At 38.3% G+C, this 20,947-nt stretch carries 10 protein-coding genes; 7 read left to right on the top strand and 3 right to left on the bottom strand.

Features of this window, described 5'->3' with window-relative positions; all coding sequences use genetic code 11:
• The first annotated feature begins 13 nt into the window (after positions 1-13).
• The 4 genes from aceE to AC27G3_RS07480 all read left to right on the top strand — a co-directional run bounded on the left by aceE (position 14) and on the right by AC27G3_RS07480 (position 6,557).
• Positions 14-2,692 carry a pyruvate dehydrogenase (acetyl-transferring), homodimeric type gene (aceE, locus tag AC27G3_RS07495; RefSeq protein ID WP_487120260.1) on the top strand — a complete coding sequence of 893 codons (2,679 nt, stop codon included), beginning with the start codon at positions 14-16 and terminating at the stop codon, positions 2,690-2,692.
• 17 nt (positions 2,693-2,709) lie between these two features.
• Positions 2,710-4,392, top strand: coding sequence for a dihydrolipoyllysine-residue acetyltransferase (gene aceF, locus AC27G3_RS07490; RefSeq protein WP_487120258.1), 1,683 nt, complete (start codon positions 2,710-2,712; stop codon positions 4,390-4,392).
• Positions 4,393-4,568: 176 nt separating this feature from the next.
• Complete coding sequence (gene lpdA, locus AC27G3_RS07485; protein WP_487120256.1) at positions 4,569-6,002, top strand: dihydrolipoyl dehydrogenase; 1,434 nt, start codon at positions 4,569-4,571, stop codon at positions 6,000-6,002.
• A gap of 171 nt (positions 6,003-6,173) precedes the next feature.
• The gene (locus AC27G3_RS07480) at positions 6,174-6,557 is read left to right on the top strand and encodes a hypothetical protein (RefSeq protein ID WP_487120254.1); all 384 of its coding nucleotides are present in this window, start codon (positions 6,174-6,176) and stop codon (positions 6,555-6,557) included.
• 130 nt (positions 6,558-6,687) lie between these two features.
• On the opposite strand, the gene AC27G3_RS07475 is transcribed toward AC27G3_RS07480, so the two are convergent.
• A complete protein-coding gene (locus AC27G3_RS07475; RefSeq protein ID WP_487120252.1) occupies positions 6,688-9,495 on the bottom strand; it encodes a bifunctional aconitate hydratase 2/2-methylisocitrate dehydratase in 2,808 nt (935 codons plus the stop codon).
• A 449-nt stretch (positions 9,496-9,944) separates the two neighbouring features.
• Here AC27G3_RS07475 and AC27G3_RS07470 point away from each other — a divergent pair, with 449 nt between their 5' ends.
• A complete protein-coding gene (locus AC27G3_RS07470) occupies positions 9,945-10,661 on the top strand; it encodes a FadR/GntR family transcriptional regulator (RefSeq protein ID WP_487120250.1) in 717 nt (238 codons plus the stop codon).
• Positions 10,662-10,772: 111 nt separating this feature from the next.
• Here AC27G3_RS07470 and AC27G3_RS07465 read toward each other — a convergent pair whose 3' ends face one another.
• Both AC27G3_RS07465 and lacZ read right to left on the bottom strand, forming a co-directional pair.
• Positions 10,773-13,100, bottom strand: a complete 2,328-nt coding sequence (locus AC27G3_RS07465) for an aminotransferase class III-fold pyridoxal phosphate-dependent enzyme (RefSeq protein ID WP_487120248.1) — start codon at positions 13,098-13,100, stop codon at positions 10,773-10,775.
• A 26-nt stretch (positions 13,101-13,126) separates the two neighbouring features.
• Positions 13,127-16,351 (bottom strand): beta-galactosidase, LacZ type, encoded by a 3,225-nt coding sequence (lacZ, locus tag AC27G3_RS07460; protein ID WP_487120246.1) that lies wholly within the window; start codon positions 16,349-16,351, stop codon positions 13,127-13,129.
• A 267-nt stretch (positions 16,352-16,618) separates the two neighbouring features.
• On the opposite strand from lacZ, the gene nhaC reads away from it, so the two are divergent.
• Together nhaC and glnD are read left to right on the top strand one after the other, a co-directional pair.
• Positions 16,619-18,082 (top strand): Na+/H+ antiporter NhaC, encoded by a 1,464-nt coding sequence (gene nhaC / locus AC27G3_RS07455; protein WP_487120244.1) that lies wholly within the window; start codon positions 16,619-16,621, stop codon positions 18,080-18,082.
• 213 nt (positions 18,083-18,295) lie between these two features.
• A complete protein-coding gene (glnD, locus tag AC27G3_RS07450) occupies positions 18,296-20,860 on the top strand; it encodes a [protein-PII] uridylyltransferase (RefSeq protein WP_487120242.1) in 2,565 nt (854 codons plus the stop codon).
• Positions 20,861-20,947: the final 87 nt, after the last annotated feature.

Below are 20,947 nucleotides of genomic sequence, written 5' to 3'. Positions count from 1 at the left end.
AAGAGTAATTACTATGTCTGAACTCCCAAAATTAGATATTGATTCATTAGAAACTCAAGAATGGATCGAGTCAATGGAAGCTGTATTAGAAAATGAAGGCCCAGAGCGCGCTCATTTTTTACTTGAAAAACTCATTGACCAAGCGCGTCGCAGCGGCACACATTTACCGTTTGACGCTAAAACTGCTTATGTAAACACTATTCCTCCAGGGCAAGAGCCAAACATGCCAGGCGACCAAACTTTAGAGTCACGCATTCGTGCTGCTATTCGTTGGAATGCTTTGGTATTAGTACTTAGAGCCTCTAAAAAAGATTTAGAGCTTGGCGGTCACATTGGTAGTTTTGCGTCTTCTTCTACTTTGTACGATGTAGGCTTTAATCACTTCTTTAAAGCGGCAACGCCTGAAGATGGTGGCGACTTTATTTTTGCACAAGGTCATATTTCTCCGGGCATATATTCTCGCGCGTTTATGGAAGGTCGTTTAACTGAAGAACAAATGAATAATTTCCGTCAAGAGTGTGACGGTAAAGGTTTATCTTCATATCCTCATCCACATTTAATGAAAGATTTTTGGCAGTTCCCAACGGTTTCAATGGGCTTAGGTCCTTTGCAAGCCATTTATACGGCGCGCTTCTTAAAGTACTTAACTGATCGCGGTATTAAAGATTGTTCAGGCCAACGCGTTTATTGTTTCCTTGGTGATGGTGAAACAGATGAGCCAGAATCGTTAGGTGCTATTGGTTTAGCGTCTCGCGAAGGGTTAGATAACTTAACGTTTATCATTAACTGTAACTTACAGCGCTTAGATGGTCCTGTACGTGGTAACGGTAAAATTATTCAAGAACTTGAAGGCACATTCCGTGGCGCAGGCTGGGAAGTGGTAAAAGTGATTTGGGGTTCATACTGGGATGCGTTACTTGCTCGTGATACATCAGGTAAATTACTGCAGTTAATGAATGAAACCGTTGATGGCGAATATCAAAACTGTAAAGCGAAAGGTGGCAAGTACACACGCGAAAATTTCTTTAACAAGTACCCTGAAACTGCGGCTATGGTTGCGAATATGTCGGATGAAGATATCTGGCGTTTAAACCGTGGTGGTCATGATCCAGTTAAAGTGTATGCTGCTTATGAAAAAGCAATGAACACTAAAGGGCGTCCAACTGTTATTTTAGCGAAAACAGTAAAAGGTTTTGGTTTAGGTGCATCGGGTGAAGCTTTAAACATCGCGCACAACGTGAAAAAAATGGATGTTGAAGCGATTAAACACTATCGTGACCGTTTTAATATTCCAGTAAGTGATGAAAATATTGCTGATTTACCGTTTTATAAATTCCCTGAAGACAGTGAAGAATACAAGTACATGAAGGCTCGACGTGAAGCATTGGGTGGTTCATTACCTGCACGAAGAGAACAATCTGAAGATGTAATTGAAGTACCGCCACTGAAAGTTTTTGATGCAATATTAAAAGGCTCAGGTGAACGTGAAGTGTCATCTACCATGACATTTGTACGTGTGTTAAATGCTTTACTCAAAGATAAGAAAATCGGTAAGCGTATTGTGCCAATTATTCCTGATGAAGCTCGTACCTTTGGTATGGAAGGTTTGTTCCGTCAAGTGGGTATTTACGCAAGCGAAGGTCAAAAATACATTCCACAAGATGCTGACCAAGTGGCATATTATCGTGAAGATAAAAAAGGCCAAGTATTACAAGAAGGAATTAACGAGTTAGGTGCGATGGCATCTTGGGTGGCTTCAGGTACATCTTACTCAACATGTAATGCAACGACTATCCCGTTTTATATTTATTATTCAATGTTTGGTTTCCAACGTGTGGGCGATTTAGCTTGGGCGGCAGGCGATAGCCAAACACGTGGTTTCTTACTTGGTGCTACAGCCGGTAGAACAACACTTAACGGTGAAGGCTTACAACATCAAGATGGTCATTCACATGTACAAGCGGGCTTAATTCCTAACTGTGTCACTTACGATCCAACTTATGGTTATGAAGTAGCGGTTATTGTACGTGACGGGTTACGCCGCATGTACGAAGAAAATGAAAACATCTTCTACTACATGACATTAATGAATGAAAACTATCAGCACCCAGCATTCCCTGAAGATAAAGATATTGCTGATCAAATTATTAAAGGTATTTATAAATTAGAAACGGTAGCCACCAAGAAAAAAGCGAAAGCGAATGTTCAATTAATGGGTTCAGGTACTATTTTACAGAAAGTACGTGAAGCGGCTCAAATTTTAAGTGCAGACTACAATGTTTCAAGTGACGTTTATTCAGTAACATCATTTAATGAACTTGCACGTGATGGGCAAGATGTAACACGTTGGAATATGTTGCACCCAGAAAGTGAAACAAAACAAGCATATATCTCAACAGTTATTACCAAAGAAAATGGACCAGCTATTGCGGCAACAGATTATGTTAAAGCGTACTCTGACCAAGTTCGTGCCTTTATTGATACTGAATATCGCTGTTTAGGTACTGATGGTTTTGGCCGAAGCGATAGTCGCGCTAACCTACGTACTCATTTTGAAGTTAACGCTGATTACATTGTGGTTGCTTCATTATTTGAATTAGCGAATCGCGGTGACATTGAACGCTCAGTGGTTACAGAAGCCATTAAACGTTTCAATATTGATACTGAAAAACTTAACCCACTTTACGCATAATAGGACGGAGAAAAGATATGTCTGATAGTCAAAAAATTCTTGTCCCTGATGTTGGTGGCGATGAAGTTGAAATTATTGAAATATGTTTTGCTGTTGGTGACACATTAGAAGCTGATGACGGTATTATTACTGTTGAAACAGATAAAGCATCAATGGATATTCCTGCACCTATGGCAGGAACGTTAACGGCATTAATGGTAAGTGTTGGCGATAAAATTAAAGAAGGCGATGTGATCGCTGAAATGACAGGTGAATCGGCAAGTACTGAAGAAGCGCCTGCCGAAGAAGCTGCGCCTGCTGAGCAAGAAGCACCGAAAGAAGAACCTGCAAAAGAAGAAGCACCTAAAGAGGCAGCTAAAGCTGAGTCTGCGCCTTCTGCAGCAACAAGCAGTGAAGTTATTGAGGTTGCTGTGCCTGATATTGGTGAAGATGGCGAAGTTGATGTCATTGAAGTTTTAGTCAATGTTGGCGATGTTATTGAAGCTGAAGACGGCCTTATTACTTTAGAAACTGATAAAGCGACCATGGATGTTCCATCATCGCATGCAGGTACTGTAAAAGAAGTACTTATTTCACAAGGTGATAAAGTTAAACAAGGCAGTGTAGTTATCAAGCTTGAAACCGCAGGTGAAGCACCAACGGGGGAAACTTCTCAACCAGAAGCTGCACCTGCTGAAGCTCCTGCAGCAAAAGCTGCACCGACGCCAGCACCGGCACAAAAGTCTGCACCTGTACCTCATCATCCACAAGCTGGTAATGTGGCATCTAAAGGTGCTATTTATAGTTCTCCTTCTATTCGCCGAATTGCGCGTGAATTTGGCGTGGATTTAACGCTAGTTAAAGGCACTGGCGCTAAAGGACGTATTTTAAAAGAAGATGTTCAATCTTACGTGAAATATGAGCTTTCTCGCCCTAAAGCGAATGCGGGTAGTTCAGTAGCCGCTGGTGAAGGTGGTTTGCAAGTTGTTAGCGCTAAAGCGATTGATTTTTCGAAATTTGGTGAAATTGAAACTAAGCCGTTATCACGTATTCAAAAGATTTCAGGACCATTCTTGCATCGCAATTGGGTAACGATTCCTCATGTTACTCAGTTTGATGAAGCTGATATCACTAACGTTGAAGCTTTCCGTAAAGAACAAAATGTAATTTGTGAAAAACAAAAGCTTGGTTTTAAAATTACGCCATTAGTGTTTATTTTAAAAGCAGCAGCAGACGCTTTACGTGCATTCCCAGTGTTTAATTCAAGCTTGAGCGAAGATGGTGAAAGCTTAATTTTGAAAAAATACATTCATATTGGTGTAGCGGTTGATACGCCTAACGGTTTAGTTGTGCCAGTAGTGCGCGATGTTGATCAAAAAGGTATTCATCAGTTATCTCGTGAGCTACTAGAAATTAGTATTAAAGCACGTGACGGCAAGCTAAAAGCAGCTGATATGCAAGGTGGTTGTTTTACGATTTCAAGTTTAGGTGGTATTGGCGGTACTGCATTTACGCCTATCGTTAACGCACCTGAAGTAGCTATTTTAGGTGTGTCTAAATCTGAAATGAAACCTAAGTGGAATGGTAAAGACTTTGAACCTAAGCTAATGTTACCGTTGTCAATGTCATATGATCATCGTGTTATTGATGGTGCTATTGCTGCACGATTTACTGTGCATTTAGCCGGTGTAATGTCTGATATACGTAAATTGGTTTTATAGATAACTATAAGACAAATCAATAAAAGTCGACTTTAGTCGGCTTTTGTTAATTAACATTGGCGATTTTGGTATACAAAGCGTAAAATCGCCCACACTAAAAATGTAAATATTTTGATAATGATTTTTTAATAGTAAAAATTATTATTCTTTAAACAAAAATTAATTTTGAGGTTAGCATGAGTAACGATATCAAAACTCAAGTAGTAGTATTAGGTGCAGGTCCTGGTGGTTATTCAGCGGCATTTCGTGCAGCAGATTTAGGTTTAGATGTAGTATTAATTGAAAGTCGTGAAACATTAGGTGGCGTTTGTTTAAACGTGGGTTGTATCCCTTCAAAAGCATTGCTTCACGTTGCTAAAGTAATTGACGATGCAGCGGCTATGGCTTCTCACGGTGTTACTTTTGGTAAGCCAGAAATCGATTTAGATAAAATTCGTGGTTGGAAAGAAGACGTAATTGGTCAACTTACTGGTGGTTTAGGCGGCATGTCTAAAGCGCGTAAAGTTAAAACTGTATACGGTTACGGTAAATTCACTTCAGACAAAACTATTGAAGTTGAAGGTAACGATGGTGAAAAAAGTACCATTACTTTTGATAACGCAATTATTGCAGCGGGCTCTTCAGTAATCGACTTACCATTTATTCCTAACGATGACCCACGTGTTATCGATTCAACTGGCGCTCTTGAGCTGCAAGACGTTCCAGATGAAATGTTAGTATTAGGTGGCGGTATTATCGGCCTAGAAATGGGGACAGTTTACTCAGCATTAGGCTCTAATGTTTCAGTAGTGGAATTTGCTGACCAATTAGTCCCTGCTGCAGATAAAGATATCGTTAAGATTTACACTAACTTCAACAAGAAAAAGTTCAACATTATGTTGTCGACTAAAGTTGTTGCTGTTGAAGCAAAAGATGATGGATTATACGTCACGTTTGAAGGTAAAAAAGCGCCTGCAGAACCTGTACGTTATGACAAAATTTTAGTTGCTGTTGGTCGTAAGCCTAATGGTCATTTAGTTGATGCTGATAAAGCGGGTGTAAATGTTGATGAGCGTGGCTTTATTAATGTTTCAAACGAATTACGTACAAACGTTGATCATATCTTCGCTATTGGTGATGTTGTTGGCCAACCAATGCTTGCCCATAAAGCGGTTCATGAAGCTCATGTGGCTGCTGAAGTGATTTCTGGTAAGAAACATACTTTTGAACCTCGTTGTATTCCTTCAATTGCTTACACTGACCCAGAAATGGCTTGGGTAGGTGTAACTGAGCGTGAAGCTAAAGAGGAAGGCTTAAACATTGAAGTAGCTAACTTCCCTTGGGCTGCCTCTGGTCGTGCAATTGCTTCTGCTCGTACAGAAGGTAAAACAAAACTGATTTTTGAAAAAGAAACAGGTCGTGTTTTAGGTGGTGCTATTGTTGGTATTAACGCTGGCGAAATGCTTGGCGAAATATGTTTAGCAGTAGAAATGGGAGCGGATGCAGAAGATGTTGGTTTAACAATTCATGCACATCCTACATTAAATGAGTCTATCGGCCTAGCAGCTGAAATTTTTGAAGGTTCAATTACTGATTTACCTAATGCTAAAGCAGTAAAAAAGAAAAAATAAATTGATTTAACTATCAATTAACCCTAATAAAACCAGCATTTAGTGCTGGTTTTTTTTTGCCAGCGTTGTAGCGGTTTCCATAGTTCTGTATTGTCAGTTAGTATCTGACATAAATATCTCACCTAGGCATCAGGTATAAAGAGATAAGTTTTAAAATAAAGCGAAGGTATTATGTTAAAAAATAAGAAAAACCGTGTTTCCCTTGCCGTAAGCACACTTATATTACTTTGTTCTTGTAGCAGCCAAGCAGTAGATAACATCAAAAGTAATAAAGATAAAATAGAAGCAGCTAAAGGTAAAATTGTCTGGGATTTTGATCATAAACTGCAATACAGGCAAAAGTCGCTTGCCAATAACAAATATCGTCTAGAAGTGCTCAAAACTAATAAAGTCGATTTTAACCGCATGGCGACCTTTTTAATCCGTCAATCTTATGAAGTTTGTGGGTCGTATGGCTATACACTTAAAATGAACAGCGGTATTGAGCTATTTACTGATCAAATGGCAATGCCTAATAGAATTAGAGGATCTTTAATTGCAGAAGTGCAATGTTAGTGTGTATAAACAGCTAATAAAAAAGGCTACCTATTTGTAGGTTATGGTAAGTGTTTTCTTACTCACGCCTACAAGGTAACCTTTTATTATTACTTTTACTGTCTCTATTAACTAAGTGACAGTATCTGAACTAAACTACTTTAACCGGTACTGCTTGACCAGTAAACTTAGTGCTCATTTCTTCACTTGGTGGAACAAAGTCAGTTAATGTAATGCCATCAACAGCTGCTGTGTACTCTTCAATTGAAGGGAAACGGCCTAATACAGATGACAATACCACTAACGGGGTAGAGCCAAGTAGTGATTCACCTTTTTTCTCTGCACTATCTGCTACAACTCGACCTTGGAATAAGCGTGTTGAAGTAGCGATAACAGTATCACCTGGTTCAGCTTTTTCTTGGTTACCCATACATAGGTTACAGCCTGGGCGTTCAAGGTACATAATGTTTTCGTATTTAGTACGTGCTGTACCTTTTGGATGTGCATCGTCGAATTCGAAACCAGAATATTTTTGTAAAATTTCCCAGTCGCCTTCGGCTTTAAGCTCATCAACAATATTGTACGTTGGTGGTGCGATAACTAGTGGTGCTTTAAAGGCTACGCTACCGTTTTGCTTTTCTAGGTTACGTAACATTTGCGCGATAATTTGCATATCACCTTTGTGAACCATACAAGAACCGACAAATGCTAAATCAACAGGCTTGTCTTTGTAATATGATACTGGACGGATAACATCATGTGTATAACGTTTAGACACGTCTTCATTGTTTACATCTGGATCGGCAATCATTGGTTCGTTGATAACGTCAAGATCAATAACAACCTCGGCATAGTATTTAGCGTTATCATCAGGCGATAATGCTGGCGTAGTACCAGATTTAATACCTTCGATACGTTGGTCTGCTAATGCGATTAAACCGTTAAGTGTTTTTGCTTCATTTTCCATACCCTTGTTGATCATGATTTGGATACGGCTCTTAGCAAGCTCAAGTGATTGCACTAACGTGTCATCTTCAGAAATACAGATAGACGCTTTCGCTTTCATTTCTGCAGACCAATCGGTGAATGTAAATGCTTGGTCAGCTAATAAAGTACCAATGTGTACTTCAATAATACGACCTTGGAATACATTCTCGCCGCCAAATTGCTTAAGCATTTGTGCTTGTGTTGCATGTACCACATCACGGAAATCCATATGGCTTTTCATGTGGCCTTTAAAGGTAACTTTAACAGATTCTGGAATTGGCATAGCTGACTCACCCGTTGCAAGAGCAATAGCAACAGTACCTGAATCGGCACCAAAGGCTACGCCTTTAGACATACGTGTATGCGAGTCGCCACCAATGATAATAGCTCTGTCATCAACAGTAATATCATTCAATACTTTATGAATAACGTCAGTCATTGGTAAGTAAACGCCTTTCGGATCACGTGCTGTTATCAGGCCAAACTTATTCATGAAGCTCATTAATTTAGGAATGTTAGCTTTTGCTTTGCTATCCCAAACTGAGGCAGTGTGACAACCTGATTGATATGCACCATCAACAAGCGGTGAAATAGTTGAAGCAGCCATTGCTTCTAATTCTTGACAGGTCATTGGGCCTGTGGTGTCTTGTGAACCGACAATATTTACTCTTACACGTACATCACTGCCTGCGTGTAATGGTGTTTCAGAAGTTACACCAACAGCGTTATTATTGAAGATTTTTTCAACGGCAGTTAAGCCTTGGCCTTCATGTGAAATTTCTTTTGATGTTGCATATACTGGTGGTGTTGCAATGCCAAGTGTTTGTGCGGCAAACGTTTGTAGCTTCTTACCGAATGTTACCGCGTAAGAACCACCCGCTTTCATAAATTCTACTTTCTGTGGTGTAAAGGCTGAAGATATATCTGCAAGCTCTTTGTCACCGTTGTATAACTTCATCGCTTTAGTATCAATAGTTAAAAGCGTGCCAGTAGCTACAGAGTAAGCTTCTTCTAACACAACATCACCATTGTCATCTAAAACAGCATTACCGTTGGCATCAACTTTTTTAACCCAGTTTTTAAGATCTAAACCGATACCGCCAGTTACATCAACGGTTGTTAAGAAAATTGGAGAAATACCATTAGTACCAGCAACTACTGGTGCAATGTTAATAAATGGTACGTATGGGCTCGCTTGTTTACCTGCCAATAGTGCCACGTTGTTAACACCCGACATACGAGATGATCCAACACCCATGGTGCCTTTTTCAGCAATTAACATTACTTTTGCGTTAGGGTGTTTAATTTGTAGTGCTTTTATTTCTGCTTGAGCTTCTGGTGTGCTCATACATTGGCCGTGTAATTCACGGTCTGCACGAGAATGCGCCTGATGACCAGGTGATAATAAATCAGTAGAAATATCACCTTCACCAGCGATATAAGTCACTATTTCAATTTTTTCGGCGACATCAGGAAGCTTAGTGAAGAACTCCGCTTGTGCATAGCTTTCTAAAATATCTTTAGCTATGGCATTGCCAGCTTTATAAGCTGCTTCAAGGCGAGAAGTGTCAGCGTCATATAAGAATACTTGTGTTTTTAATACACTTGATGCTTGAGCGGCTAATGAAGCATCGTCACCTAATGCAAGATCAAGTAATACTTCAATAGAAGCGCCACCTTTCATGTGAGAAAGTAGTTCAAAAGCAAAGTCAGGCGTAATTTCTGCAACAGTAGATTCAGCTAAAATGATTTCTTTTAAGAATTTAGCTTTTACACCTGCGGCGCTCGTTGTACCCGGTAAAGTGTTATAAATAAAGAAATTAAGCGAATCTTCGCGATATTTATTTCCTTGATCTTTAATTTGCTCAATAATTTCTGATAATAGTTCAGCACCGTCAATTGGTTTAGGCGCTAATCCTAGGTCATTCTTACGACTTTCAATTTCTGCTATATATTCTAAATACAGGCTCATAGGACACTCTCTCTAGCTACAAAATGCTAATGTTTTTCTAATTAGCAGGACAAATTATGCGCCTATTTTACCTGATTTTTTGCTGACTACTAATCATTTGGTTAAATAAGCAATATTCATACTATTTATAGGAAATAGTTGTGTTAGTTATAATGGTTATATTATTGTTGTTACTTGTTGATTTTGTTATATAAAATAATTTAGCTTTATCGGGAGAACTATTTAATTGCGAGCTAGCTTTAATATATTTTAACAAAGTTACATCAAAGATAGCTGAATAAACTCTAATCTCAAGTGTTGCTCAATTATGCATGAATCTAGATATTTAAGTTTTTTAAGGTATTTAGACATATTAGCTAGCAGCCTGCAAAAATAAGGCTAGTCAGTTAGTGAATACTCCTCTATCATACCAAGCTGTTTACCAGTATTAATTCGAGAAGCAAAGATTTATGGAATCATCACATTTAAGTTTGACTCAACAACTTGCTCATAAGTTGGGGCAAGCTATTATGCAAGGAAAGTATAAAATTGGAGATGGCTTGCCCTCAGAAGCTGAGTTATGTGCTCAATATAGTATTAGTCGTACCGCAACCCGTGAAGCAGTAAAAATGTTAACGGCAAAAGGGCTGATTAGCTCTAGACCTAGAAAAGGGATCCGCGTACTTGATTCACAACATTGGAATTTATTTGATGTTGATGTACTAAGTTGGATATTAAATGGTCAACCGAATTTACGTATGCTTAGAAGCTTTTTACAACTGCGTTTACCAATAGAAGCTGAATCGGCTTATTTAGCTGCTGAATATGGTGATGCCGAAGATTTAGTTAATATTGAAAGAGCGTTGGCAAGAATGAAAAGCGCCACCACGGGTGAAGATGATAGCCATGAAGCGGATATTGATTTTCATCAAAGTATTTTAATCGCCAGTAAAAATCCTTTTTTTATCCAGTTGCAAAACTTTATTAGTACTGCACTGCAAGTGAATCTTCGTTTTACTAATCGCATGCAAGCGGTCACGCTAGAAGAGTATCAAGCACATGTTGATATTTTTAATCATATTAAAAATGGTAATGCCCAAGCGGCTTCAGATTGCGCTCTTAAAACACAAAGAGCTACATTGGCAATTGTGAACGAGAAAATAGCGGCGCAAGAACAAGAAAAATAGAGCAGAGTAATTAACGTTTACAACACTTTAGCAAGATAAAAAGTACAATAAAAAACGCCAGTAAGTTTTAAGCTTACTGGCGTTTTTTGGTTAACAGCATTATAAAGGTAGTTAAAGCTCAGACAAACCTTGCCGAAGTACCGCGATAAATTCATTAACATCATTTTTGTTAAATGCCAGTGGCGGTTTAATTTTTAAGATATTGTAAAACGGGCCTTCTGTACTGAGTAAAATGTTGTGCGTTTTAAAAAACTCCACTAACTGACTCGTTTTATCGGTGGCTGGCTGTTTAGTTGTTCTGTCTTCTACAAGTTCGACACCAATAAATAACCCTAGGCCTCTAACATCACCAATTAAATCGAATTCATTTTGTAAATCCCTTAATTTTTCTTGGAAGTAATTACCTGTTGCTAATGCGTGCGCTTGTAAGTTTTCGTTTTCAATAGTTTCTAAAACAGCTAAACCGATGGCGCACGATACAGGGTTGCCGCCAAAGGTGTTAAAGTACTCCATACCTGTCACAAAGCTGTCTGCTATTGCTTGTGTGGTAATTACCGCGGCCATGGGGTGACCATTACCAATTGGCTTACCTAAAGTAACAATGTCTGGCACAACGTTTTGTGTTTCAAATGCCCACATGTGGCTGCCAACACGGCCAAAACCTACTTGAACTTCGTCGGCGATACAAACGCCACCAGCATCACGAACATGCTGATAGACTTGAGTTAAATAACCGTCGGGCATAATGATTTGTCCGGCAACGCCTTGTAAAGATTCGCAAATAAACGCGCTGGGTTTTTTACCTTGTTTAGCAAGATTCTTGATGGTGTCTTTAACATTGTTGGCGTAGGCGGTCGCTGTTTCAATAGTGTTGTGTTGAAACTCGCCACGGTAGGGATCAGGTAAGGTTACAACGCTGACATGGGATTGTTTGCCTTCACCACCTGGACCATCAAATTTATAAGGGCTTGCTTCTATACATGCGTTAGTGTTGCCATGATAAGCGCCTTCTACAACTAGCAGCTCTTTTGCTTGAGTGTGACAACGTGCTAAGCGAAATGCTAATTCATTGGCTTCGCTGCCAGAATTAACAAACATGCAAACGGAAAGTTCGTCTGGCATAGTTGCTAGCAATTTTTCAGCATAGTTAACAATATTATCGTGTAAATAGCGGGTGTTGGTATTGAGTTTAGCTAACTGTGCTTGACCGGCTGCGACTACTTTTGGGTGGCAATGCCCGACATGACAAACATTGTTCACCATATCTAAATAAGGACTTCCTTGTTCATCAAAAAGGTAAGCGCCTTGTCCTCTGACAATTTTTAAAGGTTGTTGGTAACTTAAACTGAGTGTTTTGCCTAAATGCTTTTGACGAAAGTTAATAATACTCTCTTTTGAGGCACCGTTATCAATAGGTAGTTGGCACGCTAAACGTAATTGACATAACACCGAAAACGGATTTAATGCTTTTAATTGTGTAAGTAATTGCCATGCAGGTTTAACTGATACCAGTAAATACTCATTATCTGGCTGTTCTTTTATCGCTAGGGCAGAATTACACACACTGGTACATAACCGTAAAGCAATTAATGAAAACAAGACTTCTAATTCAATATCCGATAGTTTTCGTTGCTGATGATAACCTGCAACAATTACTTTTAACGTTTCTAGTGGGTTTTCTTGACCCATTAAGGCATAGGCACAACATATCGCCAACTCATTGATGACATGTGAATAAACCATGTCGCCAAAGTCGATCAACCCTGAAATATGTAGAGGTTGCTCTATATTGTCTATGAGTAAGTTGTAATCGTTGGCATCGTTATGAATAACCCCTTGAGGTAATTGGGATACAAGCGGTAACGTGTGTGTTTGATAGTGCGTTAAAAATTCATTCACTATATTTTGTTGTTCGCTAGTTAACAGCGACTTTTTACTTTGGCAAATGGCAAAACCATGCGCAAGATCCCAGTCTAAGTAGCGATAAGCGCCAGCGTGTTGAAAGTCGCTAAGCGCAACATCTACTTGGCCAATAAATTGCCCTAAACTTTGCCAAAGTTGTTTGTTATGTTTGTCGCTTGAAGCCTCTGCGTAAAACTTCCCTTCAATGTAGGTAAGTACACGCAGAGAGAAAGCTAACCCAGATTTGTCACTAATTGCACTGATAAGTTCGCCGTCATCATTGGTGATGGCATGAGGAACCGCCAGTTTTTTTTCTGTTAAGTGTGCCATCGCACTATTTTGCATAGCTAATGCTTGTGCTGGTTCAGCAATATTCGCGATTTTAATAATATATTGCTGGTGATCAGTTGTTGTTAAGCGCAAGTTCTGATCACAATACCCTGGAAGCTCGTTAAGTTCGCCACTTAGATTATATTTTTGCTCAAGTAAATTAAGAATCTCGCTATTTGTAAACTTAGGCGTTACTTCGTTAATCATGGTGGTCTCCTTTTATTAAGTCAGCACTAGTGCTTGTTGTTAATTTTTATTGTGCGCGCAACATCTGAAAGCGTAGTTGTTAGGTTTTCAACAGGGGATAACGTAAACCCGTACTGATAGCTTTTAGCTGGAATAGTGTATTGTGCATGAACTAAACGTCCCCAAGATGTATCACCACCTACGCCCATTTGTTTATTATCAATATTAACAGTAACTAAGTCTCTGATTGGCACTTCTGCGCCATGCTTAGTTGTTACAGGCACTAAACCCGATGCTGAAGCGCTTCCGTCTTTACCATCTAAAAAGTCAATATCGCTTTGTTTATATGGCCAAACACTAGCACTTAATGGTTTATCACCGACAATAAGTAACCCTGTATCTTCAGTGTTTTTCAATGCTAACCACCTTACGTCGGTTCGGTTAGCATTTTCTTGAGGGCGCGCATAATGATGGATTTGTTCTTTAACCAAATTGCTATAAAACGATATTTCTCCTGACGTTTTCCGATCGGCATAGGTTTCGTGTGGGCCTCTACCAAACCAAGAAAAACGTTGGAAATCACCAGGCATAGTTAATTGCATACCTAAACGAGGAATATTCGGCAAATTTTGGCCATCAGCAATAGTTAACTGGCTATTAACATGAATTTGTCCTTGGTTATTGATTTGATAACTAACAACATAGCTACCTTTAAACGCTGCACTTTTATAGTGTGACTTTACCATAAAACCTGAATCTACCGATTTAACATCTAGACCAGTTAAAGATAAATTTTTTGCTGCATCTTGCCAAACTTTAGCCCACTTTTGCATGCCGTTGCCTAAATCGTTATCGGTAGGTGGACGCCAGAAATTAGCAGTTAACGGGGTGTTAATTAATGCCGTGTTGTTAATTGTATATTGAGATAACCAACCTGTTTTTTGATCAAAAACAATTTCAGCTTTATCATTCTTAAAAATAATATTGGTTGAACTACGTTGTTGGGTAAATGCTTGTCCTGAACGTAAGGTTGAACTTTTTACTGTTAGGTTTTTATTCTTAGTGTTGTTTGCTAGCTCAAATTGCTCATAAGCGATGACATGACCTGCCTTTAAAAGACTTTCAGGTTGAATTAACACAGCATTTAACGTAATGAAATATTCTTTATTATCATTTGAAGGCAATGCCGGTAAATCGATATCAACAATAGCAGTTTCTGTTGGTTTAATTGAAGGAAGCGCCATTATGCCGCTAGCAAAGGCTTCACCGTCGGCTTCAATTGCCCAAGTGAGTTGATATTTATTGATATCAATAAAATCAAAACGGTTTTCAATAGCAAATTTGCCTGTTTCAAGATCGTTTACGCTAAAGCGTATGGCTTGATAAACTTTTTTAACTTCAAAAGCATGAGGGTGTGGCTCTCTATTTGGGTTCATTAAGCCATTATTGAGAAAATTACCATCGCTAGGCAAGTCGGGGTGGAAGTCTTTACCATAGGCCCAATATTTTACGCCATCGGCATTTGTATACTCTAGTGATTGATCAACCCAATCCCAAATAAAGCCGCCTTGTAAAACATCATATTTGTCTATGGCTTGCCAGTAATCTTTTAAATTGCCAACAGAATTACCCATGGCATGGGCGTACTCAATCATTATCGCTGGGCGGCTTGGGTTAGATTCTGCATATTGTACAAGACGTTCAATTGACGGATACATAGGTGCAAAAACATCGGTGTAATGCGCTTCGCCTGCAGGCTCGTACTGTACTAAACGGCTGTTATCATTTTCTTTTAACCATTGGTAGGTCGCTTCAAATACACTACCTTCGCCAGCTTCATTACCTAATGACCAAATAATAATAGATGGGTGATTTTTATCACGCTCAAACATACGTTTTGTGCGATCTAAATGGGCAGGCAACCAGCTTAGTTCGTTGCCTATTTGTGTTTTTTTATTAATAGCCAGCGGATGTGATTCGATATTCGCTTCATCAATAACATATAACCCATATTTGTCTGTAAGTTCATACCAGTAAGGATTGTTAGGGTAATGACTTGAGCGCACTGCATTGATATTAAACTCTTTCATTAATCGAATATCCTGCTCCATTGACGCTTTGGTAACAACATGCCCGTGCTGTGGGTCGGTTTCATGGCGATCTACACCGCGAATGGTGATCGCTTTACCGTTAATCGTTAGTTGACTGTTAACAACAGCTAGATGCCTAAAACCAATTTCGTTTCGTGTTGATTCAATCACATTCCCTTGTTCATCTTTTAAATTGATTAATAAGGTATAAAGGTTCGGCGTTTCAGCAGACCATAAGGCAGGCGAGTTAATATTTCCTGATAAATTAACTGACTGTACGCTGTTTTTATTTAAAGTAATCGACTTTTCTTGGCTATGCAGTACTTGCATATCCGCACGTGGATCTAGTAATTGAAATTCAATTAAATTATTAGTGGACGAAGATTGATGGTTTTTTAATTCAATATCTAGGCTGAGTTGTCCTTCGTTAAAGCTGGCATTAAGTGTTGGTTTAGCGTGGAAGTCTTTAATGCGTTGTTTTGGCGTGGCATAAAGGTATACATCACGTTCGATTCCTGAAATGCGTAACATGTCTTGGCTTTCAAGGTAGCTAGCGTCTGTCCAGCGGCGAATTTGAAAGGCAAGTAGATTATCATTACGCTTGATGTAAGGTGTTATATCAAATTCAGCAGGGGTTTTTGAACCTTGGCTAAAACCGACTTTTTTGCCATTAAGCCATACATCTAGTGATGATTTTGCCGCTCCAACATAAAGGAATACTTGCTTGTTTTTCCAACTTTTAGGTAACGAAAAAGGTTTTCTATACGAGCCTATAGGGTTGTAATCTTTAGGAGCATCAGGCCATGTTGTACTGAACGGGAAGCGTTCATCTAAATAGATTGGATAGCCAAAACCTTCTGTTTCCCAATTACCCGGAACTGGTATTTCAGACCATTGACTATCGTCATAAGTTGATAGCTCAAATCCTTCAGGTTTATTTTTTGGAGAGCGCTGCCAGTTAAATTTCCATAAACCATTAAGTAACATAATGTTACTACTATTTTCTTTTCCATGATTTAAGGCTGCGTTAGGCGAGGAATAAGAGAAAAAGCTAACGCGAGGATCCTCTTTATTAATGGCAAAAACTTGATGGTTCTCCCACGGCTCTCTTGCCGAAGCTGCTAGGGAAAATAATGAAAAGAATACTAATGCGATTAACGTGAGTGCTTTAATTTTTAACATGGTATTTTAAGTATATTATATTGAATACTATTTATAATACAATTGAGGGTGAAGAATGCAAGCAATTTTACTTATGCACTTAACATCAGTTATCAACTACCCTGTTTGCTATTCAAATATAAAGCATTAAAGGTGAATGACAAACCAGTTTAAAATAAAATATTATTTGTATTATAAATATTGTAAAAATTATTTTTCGCAGATAGTATCTAAAACTCTCCATGAATAAAAAACGATCCAAAATCGTATAAAAATAAGCTGGAATATATGCCATTACCTTCAACTAGAAAAAATCCTAGCATGCTCGATGCACTTATTCCGCTTGTTCTTCTGCTGATTTTGTTATTTCTAGCTGTTTATCTTTTTGGTGATGACTCTTCGTCAGGTCCCAATCAAATTGCTTTAATGTTATGTGCAGGTGTCGCTTGTATTATTGGTTTGAAAAATGGTTATCAAGGCAAAGATATAGAGAAGGGTATTGTAAAAGGAATTAGTATTACTTTAGGAGCTATTTTAATTTTACTTGCCGTCGGATCGCTTATTGGTACATGGCTATTGTCTGGTACTGTACCGACCATGATTTACTTTGGTTTACAGCTACTTGAACCACAATTTTTTTATGTAAGCTGCTGTATTTTATGTGCGTTGGTGGCATTGTGTATTGGTAGCAGTTGGACCGTTGCGGCGACTATCGGTGTCGCTTTAATGGGAATCTCGACTGGTTTAGCTGCGTCTGCACCCATTACCGCTGGCGCTATTATTAGTGGCGCGTATTTTGGTGATAAACTTTCACCGCTTTCAGACACGACCAATCTTGCTCCTGCAGTTGCAGGTACTGATGTATTTAGCCACATTCGCTATATGATGATAAGCACGATACCCAGCTTTATAATCGCATTGCTCATTTTTTTTGTTTTAGGTATTACCTCTGAGGCGGAAACCTCCATAAAAGATATTGATTTATTACTCGTTAATTTAGAGCAGGAATTTTCAATCGCTTGGTATTTATTGCTGCCTTTGTTGATAACGCTAGGATTGGCTATGAAAAAAGTACCAGCATTTCCTGCTATTGGGATTGGGGCTATATGCGGTGCAGTTTGCGCGATATTATTTCAACAAGAGTTAATTCTTAGTTATGGAAATCACAATTTGTCAGATTTTTATACTAATGTGAAAGTTGTTTGGCAAGTTATGTTCAAAGGCGTTGAACTACATACCAATAACGCAATGATCAATGATTTACTAAGTGGAGGAGGGATGGGCTCCATGCTCAATACTATTTGGTTGATTATTACTGCGATGACATTTGGTTCGATAATGGAGAGGGTAGGATTATTGCAGCGAGTTGTTCAAAGTTTACTGCGATTTTCAAATAGTGTCGGCTCGTTAATTACTACGACTATTTTTACTGCTTTTGGTACTAACTGTATCGCAGCAGACCAGTATATATCGATAGTAATGCCTGGGCGTATGTTTAGAGAAGCGTATGAAGAGCGCTCACTTGCGCCTGAAAATCTTTCTAGAGCCTTAGAAGATGGTGGCACTGTTACCTCGGCGCTAATTCCTTGGAATACATGTGGCGCTTATATGCAATCTGTTTTACTCGTTAATCCATTAGAGTACGCTATATTTTGTTTTTTTAATTGGATAACGCCAATTATAGGTATTATATTCGCCTTTATCGGCTTCAAAATTAAAACCCTTTCTAAGAGCATTACTGCTGTTTTATAACCTATATTTACTCTCACTATTTGAGCTTATTTGAAACCCTTTCGCATGTTTCATGCTTTCAAAAAAGTGTGGTAGAAGCCATAAAGTTGAAGTAATTAGTTAGTGTTGATATTATTTATTCGCTAAATAACTAATAGCATTGACCAACGCACATCCTTATCAAAAGACTATAAAGTTTAAAGACACGGTGAAATGCCTTAAAACGGAAACAATGTGAATATTGAAATTAAGCTCCCTTCAAGTACAGATATAAAATCCAGCATTCAGCAAATGTCAGATCAGTTAAACGACTGCTTCTTAACGCATTCCATTCAAATGTTAATGAAAGAAAGAGCTAAGCATTTTGATCAATTACTGATTAACTTGTGGCAACAGTACGAGTTTGATAATGATAATATTTCGTTAAATGCGGTTGGTGGCTATGGCAGAAAAGCACTGCATCCTCATTCAGATATTGATTTAGCAATTATTTTTAACGGTAAGTTATCAAGTGAGCAACAAGAAAAACTGTCATTGTTTTTAACTAAATTGTGGGATTTTGGCGTTGATATTGGTCAGTCTGTTCGTTCAATCGATGAGTCAGTTAAAGCGGCAAAAGGCGATATAACTATTGCGACTAATTTGTTGGATATTCGCTGTTTAATTGGTAATCAAACTCATACCGATGTGATTAGGGAGAATTTATATAAAAATAAATTATGGTCTAGTCAGTCTTTTTACCAAGCTAAAATCGCTGAGCAAGATGCGCGTCATATAAAGGCAAAAGATACTGCTTTGTATCTAGAGCCTAATTTAAAAAACAATCCTGGCGGCTTGCGAGATGCTCATACCATTATGTGGATAGCGCAAAAGCACTTCTCTGTAGAAAATGCCAATGCATTAAAAAGTACAGGGTTTTTACAGCAAGACGAATTAGCAGAATTAACTGAATCTTATGATTTTATATGTCGCGTGCGCTGGGCATTGCATTCGGTAAAAAACAGTGCACAAGAGGTGCTGTTATTTGAACACCAAGCTGAGGTCGCAGAGTTTATGCATTTTGGCAGTGGTGATAATAGCCAAACCGCTATTGAACGCATGATGAAGCAGTTATACCGTGCTATGACTAGGGTTCGTGAATTAAATCAAATGATCAGTGATTCATTCAAACTCGACACGCTTAACGCAAGGGCAGCAGAAAAAAATACCATAATAGATGAATATTTTATGGTTAAAAATAATTTAATAGAAGCACAATTTGAACATGTGTTTATTAACAAACAACAAGTTATTCGATTATTTAAGCTTATTGCTCAAAGTAAAGACATTGACGGTATTGCGCCACAAACCCTGAGGTTGCTTAGACACACTAGAAGAGGCTTGTTAGGCGAATTGCAAGACTACCAAGGCTGTCGAGAAGAGTTTATTGCTATTTTAAATCACCCAAGCGGCACTCAAAAAGCATTAGCCTTAATGCATCGTTATGGCATTTTAGCGTCATATTTCCCTCAGTGGCGCTATATTGAGGGGCAAATGCAGTTTGATATGCACAATGCCTACACTGTTGATGAGCACTCGTTCAAAACACTACAATTTATCGACTCTTTTAAGCACTCAAAAGATAAAACCAGTTTAGCTTATTCTGTTTATCGTAGTGTAAAAGACGAATTAGCCTTAAAGCTTGCCGCGTTGTTACATCATTTATCGGGTAAGCAAGCCATTGATAAAAACATGCTAAGTGCGATGCAAGCCAAAGAAATAGCTGACTTACACCTCCTAAAAAACTCTACTAATAAACGAATTCAATGGTTAATCACTAATCAAGATTTGTTAATATCTGCAATTCAAACCATGAACATTAATGAGCCTGAAGAAATTAAACGACTGGCTCAAGTTATTAACTCTCAAGAAAAACTGAATGCGCTTTATATTTTAACCATGGCCGATATGCTGGCGACTAATGAAAACTATTTTAATGATTGGCATGAATATCAGTTAAATCAAATTTATATGTTTATTCGAGAAGCGTTGAATCACGGGTTGGAAAATATTTTTGAAGCCAGACAAGTTATCCGTGAAAATAAGCAAGATGCTAAACAATTATTAATAGAATCTGGCGTCGAACAACAAAAAATCACTGACCGTTGGGCCGTACTTCCTAATAGCTTTTTTAGTAATAATCTATTACATGACATTGTACGTATTAGTTCGGTAGTTATTGATAAAGCAAGCGAAAGTCCTGTTTTTACTATCGACAATAGCGAGCAAAATATCACGACTTTAGTGGTTTATACAAAAGACAGGCCTAATCTTTTTTCGGATTTATTTAAAACATTCACTAGCTCAAAATTAAGAGTGAAAGACGCGCAAATAATGCGAACTAAAGATGATTATGCGCTAGAGATATTTAAGTTATTGGATCAAAACGATGAACCCATAGACGATGAGTATCGTTTAAAATCAGTTATTGAACGTGTGAAACAAACCTTAGCGAATGAATTTACACCTTCTTCGTTAAGTACCCCTTTGTCAGTAAGGAACTTTGATCATACCCCTAATATTGAGCTGCTTAAAACCACCAGCAAAAATAAGATATTACTTAAGGTTAATACCTTAGACGATCCTAATTATATTGAACAAATTTGTCATTTATTTTCAAAGCATAACTATTTTATTCACTCAGCTAAAATAAGTACGTTAGGCGAAACCACAGAAAATGTGTTTTTAGTTTCTCATGCTCAAGATAAAGTTATAGAACAAGACAAGTTAATTGGTTTACTCGAAGAAGAAATAGCTTAGCATTAAGCTATTAGTGTTTTAACCAATAAGGTTGATTTTATACTCGCCTAATATGTTCTACTTCGATAGATAACCTGCTTAATGCCA

It is taken from the genome of Colwellia sp. SU-HH01217 (assembly GCF_057543495.1).
This window is presented reverse-complemented; position numbering and strand designations above follow the sequence as displayed.